We start from the raw sequence: 15,390 nt of genomic DNA on the forward strand, positions 1-15,390 counted from the left end.
CTCAGGTCACCGGGGTGACCCGAGCGTCCGCACCTGCGCCTCAGGAGGCGTTCGGCGCCGTCTCCGGGTGGGCGGCGTCGTACTCCGCCCGTTCGCGGTCCACGCGCGCGCCCAGGCGCAGCGCGTAGACCCACAGCACCACGAAGATGCCGCCGACGAGGAACATCATCGGCACCAGCAGGCCCATGGCGAGCACGGGCACCTGGGCGACCGTCCCTGCCGCCCGGCCGGCCGGCGTGCCCTGGGCCCGGGACAGCACGAGCAGCACCAGGACCAGGACGCCGCCCAGCACCCAGATCACCGCGCTCGACTCGATACGCAGGGGCCCGCGCCCGAAGTCCGAGTCGCGCAGGCCCCACACCGCGAGCGTCGCGAACAGCACGAGGAACACCTCGAGCAGCAGCGTGGTGGACGTGAACTGCACCAGTGCGGACTTCTTGGGCCTGATGCGGTCGCCGGGGGCGGGTCGGTCCTTGCTCACCGGTCCAGGATATCCGTCTCCTTGCGACCGGGGACCGGGTCCGTCCCGGGCTCGGCGGCGGGGACGGCGTCGGCGTCCGGCACAGGGGCCGCCGCGGGCGTGCCCGCACCCTCCACGACCGCCTCGCCGCGAGCGACCATCCCGGCCTCGTTGGAGAGCTTGACCTCCTTGAGGAACAGCGCGAGCACCAGGCCCACGACGACCAGCGGCACCAGGTACCAGAACGCCGGGGCGAGCGAGTCGGCGAACGCGTCGACGACGCCGCTGCGCAGGGGCTCGGGGAGCTGCTCCACGATCTGCGGGGTCAGGCTGGACCCACCACCCGCGGGCACCGCCCCCTCGGGCAGCCCCGCGAAGACCTCACCCAGGTTGTCCGCCAGGCGCGAGGTGAACACCGTGGTGAACGCCGCCGTACCGACGGCGGCACCGATCTCGCGGAAGAAGTTGTTCGACGACGTCGCCGTGCCCAGCTCGTGCGGGTCCACCGAGTTCTGCACCGCGAGCACGATGGTCTGCATGATCAGACCCATGCCGGCGCCGAGCACGAAGATCATCGCGCCGAAGAGCCACAGCGACATGCCACCCTCGAGACGGGTCAGCCAGATCATGCCGAGGATCGTGACGGCGAGGCCGACCACGGGGTACATCTTGTAGCGGCCCGTCTTGGAGATCGCGAAGCCGGAGACGATCGAGGTCAGCATCACGCCGGCCATCATCGGGAGCATCAGCAGGCCGGACTCCGTGACGCCGGCGCCGGCGGACATCTGCAGGAACGTCGGCAGCATCGCCATGGCGGAGAACATGCCCATGCCGAGCACCAGGCCGATGAGCGTGGTGATGGTGAAGGTGCGGTTCTTGAACAGCCGCAGCGGGATGAGCGGCTCCGCCACCCGGTTCTCGATGAGGATGAACAGGCCGACCATGACGGCGGTGCCCAGCAGCACGCCCAGCAGCGTCGGGTCGGACCAGTCGTAGCCGTCGTGGCCGAGCGACTCCCAGCTCGTCAGCAGCACGATGCCGGTGGTGCCGAGCGCCATGGTGAGGATGCCGCCCCAGTCGGTGGGCCGGCCCGAGCGGTGCGAGGGCAGCTTGAGCGCGAAGTAGGCGATGAACCAGGCGGCGATGCCGATCGGCACGTTGATCCAGAAGGTCCAGCGCCAGCCGGGACCGTCCGTGAGCCAGCCGCCGAGCAGCGGGCCGGCGACGGCGGAGATGCCGAACAGGGCGCCCATCGGGCCCATGTACTTGCCGCGGTCGGACGCCGGGATGATGTCGGCGATGATCGCCTGCGACAGGATCATCAGGCCACCGCCGCCGAGGCCCTGCACGGCGCGCCAGGCCACGAGGGCCTCGAACGACTGCGCCATGCCGCCGCCGAGCGAGGCGACCACGAACAGGCCGACCGCCACGAGGAACGGCCAGCGCCGCCCGTAGAGGTCACCGAACTTCCCGTAGAGCGGCATGGCGATCGCGATCGCCAGGATGTAGGCGGTGATGACCCAGCCCTGGTGCTCCACGCCGTTCAGCTCGCCCACGATGGTGGGCATCGCGGTGCCGACGATGGTCTGGTCCAGGGAGGACAGGAACATGGAGGCCATCAGGGCCCCGAAGATCAGCCAGATCGTGCGCTGGTTGAGGACGACCAGCGGCTTGTCCGGCGCCGTGGCGACGGCGTGGCTCATGGGTGACGCCTTTCTGGGGATCAGGTCGTGCGAGGTGCGGGACGAGGAGGAGGTTCAGTCGAGGTCGCGTGCGACGACGTCGACGAGCTGCGCGACGGTGCCGGGCAGGTGGTCGGCCGGGCTGCCGGTGTAGCCGGCGTGCTCCCAGGCGACGAGCGAGGTGCGCAGGAGGAGCAGGACGAGCATCGTCAGCAGCTCGGTGTCGGTGCTGAACGGGGTGTGCGCCCGCCGGGCCTCGAAGAGCTCGACGAGCTGGTTCTTGTGCCGGTCCATCCAGACCACGTGGCGGCGCAGGAGACGCGGCTCGTGCTGCATCAGGTCCATGGCCCGCTTCACCCGGTCGTGGGCCTCGTCGGCCGTGGCGAGCAGGGCGGCGACCAGTGCCTCCAGGTCGGACAGCAGGCGTCCCGTGGGACCGCCTTCCACGAACGTCCGGACGACGGCCTCCGGCAGCCCGGCGTCCTCCGCGCCGATCACGGCGTCGTCCTTCGACTCGAAGTAGTTGAAGAAGGTGCGGGGCGAGACGCCTGCCTCGGCGCTGATCATCTCGACGGTGACCGCGTCGAAGCCGTGCTCCGCGACGAGCTGCTGCGCGGCGTCGATCAGGGCCAGGCGGCGCGCGCGCTTCTTGCGCTCACGCAGCCCCTGTTCGGCCGGCGACCCCTCGAGCGCCCCGGCGAGCTCGCGCAGGCCGGGGCCTGACGTGTCCGCGGGCGCGACGGACTCGCGCGAGGAGGTGGAAACCATGCCTCAATTCTTGCACCCCGCGCAAAAATTCATCAACTGCAAAAAGATGAGACGGGCGTCACACCTCGCCGAAGCCTCCGTCGATCATCTCGACCACCGTGGCTACCGCCTCGGCAGCGCGCTCCCCCGTGGCCTCCACCCACAGCTCGCGCCCCTGCGTGGCGCCGAGCGCCATGAGCTGCAGCACGCTGGAGGCGTCCACGCCGTCGATGGTCACGGCCGCACCGAGCTCGGCCACCTTGCGCGACACGAGCGCCGCCGGCCGCGCGTGCAGGCCCAGCGGGTTGCGCACCGTCACGGTGCGCGACGTGGCGCTCTCCGCGTCCGGCGCACCGGCCGGCTGCGGCGCCTGCGCCGCCTCGATCGCAGCGAACATCGACGCCGACGCGGTGGCCGACTCCAGCACGGCGGCCCGGTCCGCACCGCCGTGCGCCGTCACCGCTGCCGCGACCGCGCCCTCCACGAACGGGGCCCGCGCCAGCACCACGTGCTCGGCCAGGGCGTCGTCCAGCTCCAGGGCCGCCTCCACCGTGAGCACCGACGACCCGAGGTCCCCGAGCACGACGACGCCGCCCCCGCCCGGCGCCGCGGCGTCGTCCAGGGCCGTCAGGATCTCCGCCAGCGCCTTCTGCACCGCGTCGAGCGAGGTGCCCAGGCCGCCGTCGGGGCCGCCGCCCACGCCACGCACCAGCACGTCGGGCGCCATCTGCCCGGCGAGCTCCGCGGCGCCGCGGGCCAGGTCCGCGGAGTGGGAGACGAGCAGCAGGGCCACGCGCGCCGTCATGCGACGTCGTGGGGGTCGGCGGGCGCGGCATCCGGGGCGGACAGGGCCGCGGCCATCGCGGCGCCCAGCACCAGCGCGGTGGACCGGGCACCGGGGTCCTCGTGCCCCGCGCTGCGCTCACCCAGGTAGGAGGCACGGCCCTTGGTCGCGATCATGGGGATGGTGCCGGTCGCCGCCGAGTCGGCGGCCTCCGCCGCCGCCCGCAGCACGTCCACCTCGGAACCGCCGCCGCCCGCCGCGGCCTCGGCCGCCTCGACGGCCGCGTGCCACGCGTCCACCATCGTCTTCTCCCCCACCGTCGCCTTGCCGCGCGAGGTCACGCCCTCCAGCGCGGCCTCCAGCACCGCGACGACCACGGGCGGGTCGATCCGCGGCCGGCCCGACACCTTCGCCGCGCGCAGGTACGCCGTCCCGTACAGCGGGCCTGACGCACCGCCCACGGTGGACATCAGCGTGGTCGCCACGAGCTTGAGCACGTCGCCGACCGTCCGCTCGTCACCGGCGCCCTGGTCGGCCGCGGCGTCGTCCAGACGCGCCACCACCGCCTGGAAGCCGCGGTGCATGTTCTCGCCGTGGTCGCCGTCGCCGATCTGCCGGTCGAGCTCGGTGAGCTCGTCCTTCGCGTCCGCCACGGCATCCGCCGTGCGGCGGACCCATCGCTCCGCCCAGTCCGCGTCCAACGCCATGTCCGCCAGCCCTTTCCTGTCTCACCACCGAAGTGCCGCAGTGTTCACCGGCGCGTCCCAGAGAGCCTCCAGCTCGTCGTCCAGCCGGAGCACCGTGACCGACGCCCCCTGCATCTCGAGCGACGTCACGTAGTTGCCCACGAGCGACCGGGCGACCGTCACGCCGCGCTCCTCGAGAAGGCGCCGCGCTCGACCATAGACCACGTACAGCTCCGAGAGCGGGGTGCCGCCCATACCGTTGACGAACAGCAACACTCGCTCGCCGCCCGTCAGGCCCAGGTCGTCGGCCACGGGCGTGAGGAGCATCTCGGTGACCTCGTCGGCGCTCGCCGCGGGCACCCGGTGCCGTCCCGGCTCGCCGTGGATGCCGATGCCCACCTCGATCTCGTCGTCCCCCAGGTCGAAGCTGGGCCGACCCACGTGCGGCACGACGGGCGCGGCCAGGGCCACGCCCATGGAGCGCACGTTCGCCACGACGCGCTCGGCGACGGCCTTCACGGTCGCCAGGTCGGCGCCCCGGTCGGCGGCCGCCCCCGCGATCTTCTCGACGGCGAGCGTGCCGGCCACGCCGCGGCGGCCGGCGGTGTACAGGGAGTCCTCGACGGCGACGTCGTCGTTGACCAGCACCGAGGCCACCTCGACGTCCTCCGCCTCGGCGAGCTCCACGGCGGTCTCGAAGTTGAGCACGTCGCCCGTGTAGTTCTTGACGATCGTGAGCACCCCGGCGCCGCCGTCCGCGGCCTGGATCGCGGGCAGGATCTGGTCGGGCGTCGGCGAGGTGAACACGGCGCCCGGCACGGCGGCGTCGAGCATGCCGGCGCCCACGAACCCCGCGTGCAGGGGCTCGTGCCCCGAGCCCCCACCGCTGACCAGGCCCACCTTGCCGGTCACCGCGCCCCCGGCACGGCTGACGAACACGGGTGACGTGCTCACCTGGACCAGGTCGGCATGCGCGAGCGCGAAGCCGGCCAGGGAGTCGGCGACGGCGTCAGCAGGATCGTTCAGCAGCTTCTTCACGGCGACCTCCTCGTGGGCTGCGCGACCCGGCGACGGCGCCGGGCCGGCGGACGCGTCCCATGGTTCTCATGTAACACCACACCGGCCCGGGTCGTACAGGACACCGGGTGCCGGACGGACAGGTCACCCGGGTGACCTGTCCGTCCGACAGGGCCGTGGCGGACGGCCCGGTCGGGCGCGGCGGACGGCCCGGTCAGGCGCGGCGGACGGCCCGGTCGGCCGCGGCGAACGGCGCGGTCAGCCGCGGCCGACCAGGATCCGCGTGTCGGCCACGGTCACCACGGAGCCGGTGACGAGCACGCCGGAGCCCAGCCCGGTGCTGCTCGTGTTGTCCGCCTCGGCGAGGTCCGTCGCCACCTGCAGCGCCTCGTCCAGCCGCGCCGCCACGTGCACGCGCTCCTCGCCGAAGACCTCGCGCGCCACCTCGGCCAGGTCCTCCGGGTCGGCGGACCGTTCCGACGAGTTCCGCGTAACCACGATCTCCGCGACGGCCGGCTCCAGGACGGACAGGAGACCCTCGGCGTCCTTGTCCGCCATGACCGCGACGACGGCGACGACGCGCTCCAGGTTGAACGACTCCTCCAGCGCGTCCACCAGGGCCTCGGCGCCAGCGGGGTTGTGCGCGACGTCGACCAGCACCGTCGGGCTGGTCCGCACGAGCTCCAGGCGGCCGGGCACCTCGACGTCCGCGAAGCCCGCCTCGACGATCTCCGCCCCCAGGGCGCGCCCGCCGGTGATCAGGGCCTCGGTGGCCGCGAGCGCCAGGAGCGCGTTGTGCGCCTGGTGGGCGCCGTGCAGCGGCACGAAGATCTCCGTGTACACGCCGGCGGGCGTGCGCAGGTCGACGAGCTGCCCGCCGACGGCGATGCGCCGGTCCACGACCTCGAGGTCGATGCCCTCACGGACCAGGTGGGCGCCCACCTTCTCGGCGCGCTCGAGGATGGGGCCGAGCGCGGCGTCGGTCTGCTCGGCGATGACGGCGGTCGCGCCGTCCTTGATGATGCCGGCCTTCTCGGTGGCGATCTCCTCGACGGTGGAGCCGAGCCAGCGCTCGTGGTCCAGGGCGACGGGCGTGATGACGGCGACCTCGCCGTCCACCACGTTGGTGGAGTCCCACGTGCCGCCCATGCCGACCTCGACGACGGCGACGTCGACGGGCGCGTCCGCGAACGCGGCGAACGCCATGACGGTGAGCACCTCGAAGAAGCTGAGACGGGGCCCGCCCTGCTCCTGCGACTCGCGGTCGACGACGCCGATGTAGGGCGCGACGTCCTCGAACACCTCGACGAACCGTTCCTGACTGAGGGGCTCGCCGTCGACGGAGATGCGCTCGGTGACGCTGGTCAGGTGCGGAGAGGTGAACCGTCCGGTGCGCAGGCCGTGCTCCCGCACGAGGCGCTCGACCATGCGAGCCGTCGAGGACTTGCCGTTGGTGCCGGTGATGTGGACGGTGCGGTAGGCGCGGTGGGGGTCGCCGAGGAGCTCGAGGACGCGCTGCACTCGGGCCATGGTGGGGTCGATGTCGTGCTCGGGCTGCCGGGACAGGATCTCCTTGTAGACCGTGTTCAGCGCCTCTTGGATGGCGGGGTCCGCGTTCTCGGCGCCGCGGCTGGTGCCGCGGCGGTTCTTCCGCGAGTTCTTCTGGGTGTCGTCCACTCTCAGAGGATAGGTTCCTCCGGGCTCGGGAGCGGCAGGCCGCCCGGGGCCCGGCGTCAGCCCGTACGCCCCGGCTGTTGTTCCCACGGGCAGAGCACCCGCACACCGAGGGGGGCGAAGTGGCGGAGGTTGCGGGTGACCACGGTCATCCCGTGGGCCTCGGCGACCGCCGCGATCAGGGCGTCGTCGTACGGGGCGTGCTCGGGGACGGGGTAGCGAGCGAGGATCCGCGCCGCGGACAGGTCGAACGGGAGGACGCGGTCTGCGAATCCGGGCAGGACGTGCTCCGCGAGCCACCGCCGCAGCACCGCGCCCTGGACGGGGTCGGCCTGCTCCTTGCGGACGACCCCGCGTTCGATCTCCGCGATGGTCAGCGCCGTGACGTACTGGTCGACGAGCGGCACGGCACGCGCCCAGTCGGCAACGGCGGGTTCACGGTCCGGGCGGCGCAGCGCCGAGACCACATTGGTGTCGAGGACGTACATCAGAGCTCGGCGCTGCGGGCCGTCAGCCCCAGGTGGCCAGGCTCGAAGTCGATGTCGTCGCTGTCGGGCATGGCGAGGTAGTCCACGATGCTCGCCGGTTCGCCCACGAGGGCTTCTTCCATGATGGCGCGGGCCTCCGCCTCCATCGACCGGTGATGCCGAGCCGCACGTTCGCTCAGGACGGCCTTGGTGCCGACCGGGAGATTGCGGATGAGGATCTGTTCCACGAGTGCCACCTCCAGACGATATCAAGGTGATGATATCGCGCCAGTCAAGAGCGCTGCCCGGACTCCGGCACGTCCACCACAACGACATGTTGCGGCTTTTCACCCCGTGAAGAACGATGACACCCGCAACGCCGGGTCGGCGCTGCTCGAGTCGGTTCGGGGGGACGACGATGAGACGACACAGCTCTGTCCGGCGGACGATGATCGTCGGGGCCATGGCACTGGCAGCGGTCCTTGCCGCCCCGGCGGCGGCCATGACCGGCACACCGGTGCGCGGCGGCGTCGTCGGCCCGGTGGAGGCGGCCGGGACTGCCCGGACGCTCCCGGCGGACGACACCGCCGGCACCCACGCGCGGGCCACCGACGCCCGCGAGGCCGCCGTCGACCGCACCGCCGCCACCGCCACGGCGCTCGCCGGGGTGCCCGGCTACGCCGGGGTGGCCGTCGACTACGACGCCGCCACGGTGACCGTCTCGTGGAAGGGTCACGCCCCGGCCCAGGTCAGCAGACTCCTGCAGCAGGCCCCGGTGAACGTCGAGGTGCGGCGCACCGTGTTCAGCGAGGCCGAGCTGCGTGCCGCGAGCACGCGGCTGCTCGACGGTCAGCGCGCGGCGCACGGGCCGGACGCCGTGCTCGCCGTGCTCCCCGCCGCCGACTACGCGGGGCTGGTGGCCGAGGTCAGCCGGGACTCCGCCGTCGCGACCCGGCCCGACCTGACCGAGCACCTGGAGCGCGCGGCCGGCGTACCCGTGCGGGCCACCCTGGTCGACGGCGGCGTCCAGTCCACTGCCGGGAGCCGCCGTGACGACCAGGCTCCGTGGCACGCGGGTGGCGCGATCGCGACCGCGGACGGGACCGACTACTGCTCGACCGGCTTCTCCATCGTCACGCCCGAGGGGCACCGCCTGGTCACCGCGGCGCACTGCAACGAGCGGGTCGGCGACGTCGTGCGCGACGGCACGGGCCAGCGCCTCGGTACGGTCACCGACCGCGCGCTGCACCTCGACGCGCAGCTCATCGACCCGGTCGGCGGCCCCAAGACGGCCGCGGCCGTGTTCGGCGGCCCGTGGGACGCGGCTCCCGGGGACAAGAGCTACTCGTTCCCGGTGACGAAGGTGCAGCGGCCCGCCGTCGGGCAGAACATCTGCAGCTCGGGTGCGGTCACCGGGGAGCACTGCGCCACCATCCAGGCCACCGACATCGCCTGGACCTGCGGCGACGAGACGTGCCACGGGTTCCGCGCGAGCCGGGAGGACGGCGGCGTCACGGTCGGCGGGGGCGACAGCGGCGGGCCCATGTACATCGTCATCGGCGGTGAGGCCTACGCCCGCGGGATGATCGACGGCGGCTCGAACCGCCGCAGCTGCGGCCGCACGTCCCTGCCGACGCAGTGCTTCTCGTACGTCTACGGCATCCCGATGGTCGACATCCTGGAGCACTGGGACGCTCGCATCGACACCTGATCCAGGGCGCGGACACGACGGGAGGGGCGAGGCCGGCGGCACCGGCCTCGCCCCTCCGTCCTCAGGCTCTCAGGCCTTGGCCACCGACACCGCGCGCTCGGCGCCAGCCGTGACCGTGAGCGCCGTCGCCAGCGTCTCCCGCGTCACCAGCTCGCGGTGCTGCTCCACGGCCGCCACCCACTCGGCCGGGACCGTCAGGTCCAGCGCGATCCGGTCGGCCACCTGCAGGCCGGCGGCCTTGCGGGCGTCCTGCACGTCGCGGACGACGTCGCGGGCGTACCCCTCGGCACGCAGCGCGTCGTCGAGCGCCAGGTCGAGCACCACGAAACCGCCGCCGGTGAGCACCGCGGCCGCGACGTCCGCCGAGTCCGCGTCACCGGCCACCACGGTGGTCAGCTCGTACTCGCTCGCGAGCAGCTCGACGTCGCCGTCCGCCGTCGTGACCACCACGGCACCCGAGGGGGCCACGGACCAGTCGCCCGCCTTCGCGCCCTTGATCACGGCCTGCACGCCGCGCCCGAGGCGCGGACCGGCGGCACGTGCGTTGACCGCGAGCCGTTCGGTGACGCCGAAGGATGCCGCCACCTCGGGCGAGAACTCCACCAGGCGCACCTCCTTGACGTTCAGCTCGGTCTCCAGCAGGCCGGTGAACGGCGCGACGCCGTCCGGGTCCGCGACCGCCACGACGAGTGACCGCAGCGGCTGCCGCACGCGCAGCTTGTTCGCCTTGCGCAGGGCCAGCGTCTGCGACACCACGGCCCGCGCGGACTCGACGGCGGCGACGAGCGCGTCGTCGGCCACGAGCACGGAGCCCTCGGCCGAGTCGAGCGACGGCCAGTCGGTCAGGTGCACCGAGCGGCCGCCCGTCAGGCCCCGCCAGACCTCCTCCGTGAGCAGCGGCGCGAGCGGCGCCATGACCCGGGTGAGCGTCTCCAGCGCGGTGTGCAGGGTGTCGAACGCGTCGGCGTCCTCGGCCCAGAAACGGTCGCGCTGCGTGCGCACGTACCAGTTGGTCAGCGCGTCCAGGTACTGGCGCACCGAGTCGCAGGCACCGGCGATGTCGTAGACGTCGAGCTGCTCGGTCACGTCGGCCAGCAGGCCGCGCGTGCGGGCCAGCAGGTAGCGGTCCATGACGGGCAGCCCGGACACCCGCTCGGGCGTGAGCGGCTGCGCGGAGTAGCCCGCGCCGTCGTTCGCGGCGTTGGCGTACAGCGTGAAGAAGTAGTAGGTGCTCCACAGCGGCAGCAGCACCTGGCGGACGGCGTCACGGATGCCGTCCTCCGTGACGATGAGGTTGCCGCCGCGCAGGATCGGCGAGGCCATGAGGAACCAGCGCATCGCGTCGGACCCGTCACGGTCGAAGACCTCGTTGACGTCCGGGTAGTTCTTCAGCGACTTGCTCATCTTGCGGCCGTCGGAGCCCAGCACGATGCCGTGCGAGACCGCCGTCTTGAACGCGGGCCGGTCGAACAGCGCCGTGGACAGCACGTGCATCATGTAGAACCAGCCGCGCGTCTGCCCGATGTACTCCACGATGAAGTCGCCCGGGAAGTGGTGCTCGAACCAGTCGCTGTTCTCGAACGGGTAGTGCACCTGGCCGTAGGGCATCGAGCCGGAGTCGAACCACACGTCCAGCACGTCCTCGACACGGCGCATCGTGGACTTCCCGGTCGGGTCGTCCGGGTTGGGCCGGGTCAGGTCGTCGACGAACGGCCGGTGCAGGTTCGGCTTGCCCTCGTGGTCGAGGGGCAGCCGCCCGAAGTCGCGCTCCAGCTCCGCGAACGAGCCGTACACGTCGACGCGCGGGTACTGCGGGTCGTCCGACTTCCAGACCGGCACGGGCGAGCCCCAGAACCGGTTGCGCGTGATGGACCAGTCGCGGGCGTTCTCCAGCCACTTGCCGAACTGGCCGTCCTTGATGTGCTCCGGCACCCAGGTGATCTCCTGGTTGAGCTCGCCCATGCGGTCCTTGAACTTCGTCACCTCGACGAACCACGAGGACACGCCCATGTAGATCAGCGGGTTGCGGCAGCGCCAGCAGTGCGGGTAGGAGTGCGCGTACTGCTCGCGGCGCAGCAGCACGGTGCCCGACGTCGTCCGCCCCGCCTCGCCGTCGGCCGGACCGCGCGTGCGGGCCTTGAGGTGGTCCATGATCGGCACGTTCGCGTCGAAGACCTGCAGGCCCACGTACTCCTCGACCGGAAAGGTGAAGCGGCCGTCGGCGCCCACCGGGATCACCGGGTCCACGCCCTCGCGGTCGGTGACCTGCTTGTCCTCCTCACCGAACGCGCCGGCGTTGTGCACCAGGCCGGTGCCGTCGGTCGTGGTGACGAAGTCGGCCTCGACCACGCGGTGCGCACCCGGGTGCCCCTCGAAGTAGTCGAACGGCGGCTCGTAGGCCGCGCCCAGCAGGTCGCTCCCCGTCAGGCGCCCGACGACGGTCGGCTCCTCGTTGCCCTCGTCCGTCAGCTCGCGGGCGTACGCCGCCACGCGCGCCTCGGCCAGCACGTAGCGCTGGGGGGTGCCCGTGAAGGACGACTCGACGATCACGTAGTCGACGTCGGGGCCCACCATGACCAGCAGGTTGGAGGGCAGGGTCCACGGCGTCGTCGTCCAGATGAGCAGGTGGTCGCCGGCGCGGAGCACGTCGGCGCCGTCGGGCACCTCGGTGATCCGGAAGCCGACCGTCACCGCCGGGTCCTGACGCTGCTGGTAGACGTCGTCGTCCATGCGCAGCTCGTGGTTGCTCAGGGGGGTCTGGTCGTTCCAGCAGTAGGGCAGCACGCGGAAGCCCTCGTAGATCAGGCCCTTGTCGAACAGCGACTTGAAGGCCCAGACCACGCTCTCCATGAAGGTCGGGTCCAGCGTCTTGTAGTCGCCCTCGAAGTCCACCCAGCGGGCCTGGCGCGTCACGTAGGTGCGCCACTCGTCGGTGTACTTGAGCACGCTGGACCGGCACGCGGCGTTGAACTTGTCGATGCCCAGCTCGACGATCTCTTCCTTGGTCTTGATGCCGAGCTGGCTCATCGCCTCCAGCTCCGCCGGCAGGCCGTGGGTGTCCCAGCCGAAGCGGCGCTCGACGCGCTGGCCCTTCATGGTCCGGTAGCGCGGCACCACGTCCTTCGCGTACCCGGTCAGCAGGTGGCCGTAGTGCGGCAGGCCGTTGGCGAACGGCGGGCCGTCGTAGAAGACGAACTCGTTGCTGCCGTTCTCGCCGGCCGGACGGGCCTCGACGGACGCACGGAAGGTGTCGTCCTTCTCCCAGTAGGCGAGGACGTCGCGCTCGAGGTCGGGCAGGCTGGGGGACGCGGGGACGGCGCCCTCGGCGTCGCTGGGACGGTGCAGCGGATAGGCCATGGTTCTTCTGGCTCCTGGCGGGTTCAGCGGTTCGGCAGCAGGTGGACTTCGGTGGTGCTCTGCTGCGAGGACGCCGCACCTGGGTGCGCCGCGGTACCACCCCGCTTGCCGCCCGCTTGCGCACGCGACCGCTCGTTGACGGCTGTGACGGGCCTACCCGTCCGGTTCTACTGAGGCGGCCCGCTGGGCACCTGTTCTTCCGGAGGCTCACCGGTGATAGCCGGGTCGATGCCTGTGGACCTATCGTAGCGGGACCGGGCAACCGGGGCGGGCCGCCGCACACCGCCGGCCGCGGCGGCGCCGGCTCCGACGCCAGCTCCGACGACCATGCGGTTGCTGCCAGGACCGGCCCGTTCCTGGCAGCAACCGCATGGTGTCCTGTGGATGACGACGGACGTCACGCAGCGCCCTTCGATCTAATCGTGGTGTGCCCGCCAAGGAACCAGTCCCGACCAGCCTCCTGCACCTCGCACGGCAGCAGTGCGGGCTGCTGTCCTCCCAGCAGTGCGACGCGGCCGGAGTCGGGCCGTCCCGGAGGCGCAACCTGGTCGCGCGAGGCGGGTGGCGACACGTGACCCGCTGCGTGCTCGACACGGGCGCGACACCCGAGGGGCTGCACGCCTACGACATCGAACGGCGGCGAGCCGCATGGACGGCCCTGCTCGCCAACCCGCGGGCGATCGCCGTCGGGTGCTGCGCGCTGGCTCTGCACGGCGTCGCGGGGCTCCCTCGCCGGATCGTCCCGGAGGCGGCACTCCCCCGAGGCACCGCACGCAAGGCCAGGGACGGGATCGCCTTCCGGCAGTACGCCACCGAACAAGAGACCGTCGAGATCGAGGGCAGGACGGTCGTCACCGTACGCCGGGCGCTGGTGCACGCACTGCCCACGCTCAGCCGCGACGAGGCGGTCGCATGCCTGGACAGCGCACTCCATCAGGGCCTGATCACGCCGGGGGACCTGCGGACCATCCGACGTGATCTCTTGCGCCGGAGGGGTTCGGCGCGGGGCATCCCGTGGCTGGACCGGGCCGACGGGCGCGCCGAGTCCCCTCCCGAGAGCCACGCCCGGCTGCGGGCCGAGGACGCAGGGTTGGCCCCCGACGACGTCCAGCGCGACTTCTTCGACGTCAGGGGCCGCTTTCTCGGCCGAGCCGACCTAGCCTGGCACCTCGGTGGCGACAGGTGGCTCGTCGTCGAGATCGACTCCCAGGCGTTCCACGGGGCCGAGCGTCAGGTACGCCGGGATGCGCTCCGCCAGAACGATCTGGTGGGCGAGGGGCGGAACCTGGTCATGCGGTTCTTCCCGGGTCAGGTCACGGGCGGCGACTTCGCCGGCGACGTGGCCCGCATCCTCGACCGCGAGGGCTGGCGGCCCGACCAGGAGTTGCCACCCCGCCCGACGAGACGACGACCCACAGCACGAAGGCGGTGACCATGCGGTTGCTGCCAGGACCGGCCCGTTCCTGGCAGCAACCGCATGGTCGCATGCCCCGTCGACGAGCCGAGTGAGCCAGATCACATGCTGATCGGAAATAGTTGGTTCTGTGCAAATCATTGATGCTGGAGGCCGCATCGGCCGATCGACCGATCTCCAGGAGGACCTCCACCATGGCAACACTGCTGCACATCGACGCGAGCATCCAGGGTGACAGCTCCGTCAGCAGGCAGCTGAGCGCCCGTGCTGCCGACGCCTGGCGCGCTGCGCACCCGGACGGGACGGTCACGTACCGTGACCTCGCTGCCGACCCGGTACCCCACTTCGACGCGGCGGCCAACACCAGCCGCGGCGTGCCCCAGGACCAGCACACGCCGGACCAGGCCCGCTCCTGGTCCCGCATGGAGCAGCTCACGGGCGAGATCGCGGCTGCGGACACCGTGCTGCTCGGGCTGCCCATCTACAACTTCGGACCGCCGAGCACCGTCAAGGCGTGGCTGGACCACCTCGTCGCGCCGGGTCTGGGCTTCGACCCCGAGACCCGGGAGGGGCTGCTGGGCCGCTGCAACTTCGTCGTGGTGGTCTCGCGCGGCGGCGGGTACGCCGAGGGCACCCCGCGGCACGGCTGGGACCACGCCTCCGCCTGGCTGCCGCACGGCCTGTCGCTGGTGGGGATCGAGCCGCGGTTCATCACCGCGGAGCTCACGCTGGCGGCGTCGACCCCCGCGATGTCCGGCCTGGTGCCGCTCGCCGAGGAGAGCCGCCGGCAGGCCGAGGCCGAGATCGACAGCCTCTGGGCACCGGCCGCCACCACGGCCTGATCCGGCGACGCTCGCCGCATAATTGCGCACGTCACGCCCCCGCACCGCCGTAGAGTGGTGGCGCGGGGGCGCGACGACGAGGGAGATGCCGTGGACGAGCAGCAGGTCATGGAGCAGTCCCTGAACCGGTCCGGCGCGCTGATCGACTACCTGGCGCGGCACCTGCGCCGCCGGTCCGAGTCCGCGCTCACCCCGCTCGGTCTGCGCACCCGGCACCTCGTCGCTCTGACCGTGCTGCGGGAGCGGGGCGAGATCACCCAGCAGGACCTCGCGGCGGCCCTCGTGCTCGACAGCACCAACGTCGTGGGCCTGCTCAACGAGCTGGAGCGGCGCGGCCTGGCCGAGCGGCGCCGCTCGGCCCAGGACAGGCGCCGGCACGTCGTGTCCCTGACCGACGACGGCGTGGCGCTGCTCTGTCAGGCGGAGCTCGCGCTGTCGGTCGTGGAGGACGAGGTCTTCGCCGCGCTGGACCGTCCGCAGCGCGAACAGCTCCACGAGCTGCTCGTCGCGGCCACGTCGTCGGCGTCCGCCCCCTTCTGCTAAGGGCTG

Annotated in this window: 14 protein-coding genes; 4 read left to right on the forward strand and 10 right to left on the reverse strand. The window is 72.2% G+C overall.

All coding sequences use genetic code 11. The annotated features are described in order from the left end of the window. Positions 1–40 precede the first annotated feature (40 nt). From ACO229_RS13300 to ACO229_RS13340, 9 genes are all read right to left on the reverse strand, one after another. Positions 41–481: a DUF4233 domain-containing protein gene (locus ACO229_RS13300; protein WP_397433115.1), complete on the reverse strand. Its 441-nt coding sequence runs from the start codon at positions 479–481 to the stop codon at positions 41–43. After that, the gene (locus tag ACO229_RS13305; protein WP_423465211.1) at positions 478–2,163 is read right to left on the reverse strand and encodes an MDR family MFS transporter; all 1,686 of its coding nucleotides are present in this window, start codon (positions 2,161–2,163) and stop codon (positions 478–480) included. The genes ACO229_RS13300 and ACO229_RS13305 overlap by 4 nt, the downstream gene beginning before the upstream one ends. 54 nt (positions 2,164–2,217) lie before the next feature. Beyond that, on the reverse strand, positions 2,218–2,910 hold the full coding sequence (locus tag ACO229_RS13310) for a TetR/AcrR family transcriptional regulator (protein ID WP_423465212.1): 693 nt from the start codon (positions 2,908–2,910) through the stop codon (positions 2,218–2,220). A gap of 58 nt (positions 2,911–2,968) precedes the next feature. Continuing rightward, positions 2,969–3,694, reverse strand: a complete 726-nt coding sequence (locus tag ACO229_RS13315) for an HPr family phosphocarrier protein (protein ID WP_423465213.1) — start codon at positions 3,692–3,694, stop codon at positions 2,969–2,971. After that, a complete protein-coding gene (gene dhaL / locus ACO229_RS13320; protein WP_397416139.1) occupies positions 3,691–4,380 on the reverse strand; it encodes a dihydroxyacetone kinase subunit DhaL in 690 nt (229 codons plus the stop codon). Before dhaL ends, ACO229_RS13315 begins: the two co-directional genes overlap by 4 nt. A 21-nt stretch (positions 4,381–4,401) precedes the next feature. Next, entirely contained in the window at positions 4,402–5,397 is a 996-nt protein-coding gene (gene dhaK / locus ACO229_RS13325; protein ID WP_397433111.1) for a dihydroxyacetone kinase subunit DhaK, read from the reverse strand. A gap of 237 nt (positions 5,398–5,634) precedes the next feature. Further along, positions 5,635–6,906, reverse strand: coding sequence for a bifunctional folylpolyglutamate synthase/dihydrofolate synthase (locus tag ACO229_RS13330; RefSeq protein WP_397433184.1), 1,272 nt, complete (start codon positions 6,904–6,906; stop codon positions 5,635–5,637). A 203-nt stretch (positions 6,907–7,109) separates the two neighbouring features. Further along, a complete protein-coding gene (locus ACO229_RS13335) occupies positions 7,110–7,538 on the reverse strand; it encodes a type II toxin-antitoxin system VapC family toxin (RefSeq protein ID WP_423465214.1) in 429 nt (142 codons plus the stop codon). After that, on the reverse strand, positions 7,538–7,774 hold the full coding sequence (locus ACO229_RS13340) for a FitA-like ribbon-helix-helix domain-containing protein (protein ID WP_397433108.1): 237 nt from the start codon (positions 7,772–7,774) through the stop codon (positions 7,538–7,540). Before ACO229_RS13340 ends, ACO229_RS13335 begins: the two co-directional genes overlap by 1 nt. Before the next feature lie 206 nt (positions 7,775–7,980). Between ACO229_RS13340 and ACO229_RS13345 the strand changes: the two genes are divergently transcribed. After that, a complete protein-coding gene (locus ACO229_RS13345) occupies positions 7,981–9,228 on the forward strand; it encodes a hypothetical protein (protein WP_423465215.1) in 1,248 nt (415 codons plus the stop codon). A 69-nt stretch (positions 9,229–9,297) separates the two neighbouring features. Here the strand turns inward: ACO229_RS13345 and ileS are convergent, their stop codons facing one another. Then, positions 9,298–12,585 carry an isoleucine--tRNA ligase gene (gene ileS, locus ACO229_RS13350; RefSeq protein ID WP_423465216.1) on the reverse strand — a complete coding sequence of 1,096 codons (3,288 nt, stop codon included), beginning with the start codon at positions 12,583–12,585 and terminating at the stop codon, positions 9,298–9,300. A gap of 427 nt (positions 12,586–13,012) precedes the next feature. Between ileS and ACO229_RS13355 the strand changes: the two genes are divergently transcribed. The 3 genes from ACO229_RS13355 (at position 13,013) to ACO229_RS13365 (ending at position 15,384) form a co-directional block, all read left to right on the forward strand. Next, the gene (locus ACO229_RS13355; RefSeq protein WP_423465217.1) at positions 13,013–14,017 is read left to right on the forward strand and encodes a hypothetical protein; all 1,005 of its coding nucleotides are present in this window, start codon (positions 13,013–13,015) and stop codon (positions 14,015–14,017) included. Positions 14,018–14,193: 176 nt separating this feature from the next. Then, a complete protein-coding gene (locus ACO229_RS13360) occupies positions 14,194–14,841 on the forward strand; it encodes an FMN-dependent NADH-azoreductase (protein WP_423465218.1) in 648 nt (215 codons plus the stop codon). Positions 14,842–14,931: 90 nt separating this feature from the next. After that, positions 14,932–15,384 carry a MarR family winged helix-turn-helix transcriptional regulator gene (locus ACO229_RS13365; protein WP_397416163.1) on the forward strand — a complete coding sequence of 151 codons (453 nt, stop codon included), beginning with the start codon at positions 14,932–14,934 and terminating at the stop codon, positions 15,382–15,384. Positions 15,385–15,390: the final 6 nt, after the last annotated feature.

It is taken from the genome of Promicromonospora sp. MS192, assembly GCF_049532985.1.
In the GTDB taxonomy this organism is placed as follows: domain Bacteria; phylum Actinomycetota; class Actinomycetes; order Actinomycetales; family Cellulomonadaceae; genus Promicromonospora.

Coding starts and splice junctions, on each gene's coding strand:
- ACO229_RS13305 (WP_423465211.1), bottom strand. CDS start 2,163: ATGAGCCACGCCGTCGCCACGGCGCCGGACAAGCCGCTGGTCGTCCTC.
- ACO229_RS13310 (WP_423465212.1), bottom strand. CDS start 2,910: ATGGTTTCCACCTCCTCGCGCGAGTCCGTCGCGCCCGCGGACACGTCA.
- ACO229_RS13315 (WP_423465213.1), bottom strand. CDS start 3,694: ATGACGGCGCGCGTGGCCCTGCTGCTCGTCTCCCACTCCGCGGACCTG.
- dhaL (WP_397416139.1), bottom strand. CDS start 4,380: ATGGCGTTGGACGCGGACTGGGCGGAGCGATGGGTCCGCCGCACGGCG.
- ACO229_RS13330 (WP_397433184.1), bottom strand. CDS start 6,906: ATGGCCCGAGTGCAGCGCGTCCTCGAGCTCCTCGGCGACCCCCACCGC.
- ACO229_RS13335 (WP_423465214.1), bottom strand. CDS start 7,538: ATGTACGTCCTCGACACCAATGTGGTCTCGGCGCTGCGCCGCCCGGAC.
- ACO229_RS13345 (WP_423465215.1), top strand. CDS start 7,981: ATGGCACTGGCAGCGGTCCTTGCCGCCCCGGCGGCGGCCATGACCGGC.
- ileS (WP_423465216.1), bottom strand. CDS start 12,585: ATGGCCTATCCGCTGCACCGTCCCAGCGACGCCGAGGGCGCCGTCCCC.
- ACO229_RS13360 (WP_423465218.1), top strand. CDS start 14,194: ATGGCAACACTGCTGCACATCGACGCGAGCATCCAGGGTGACAGCTCC.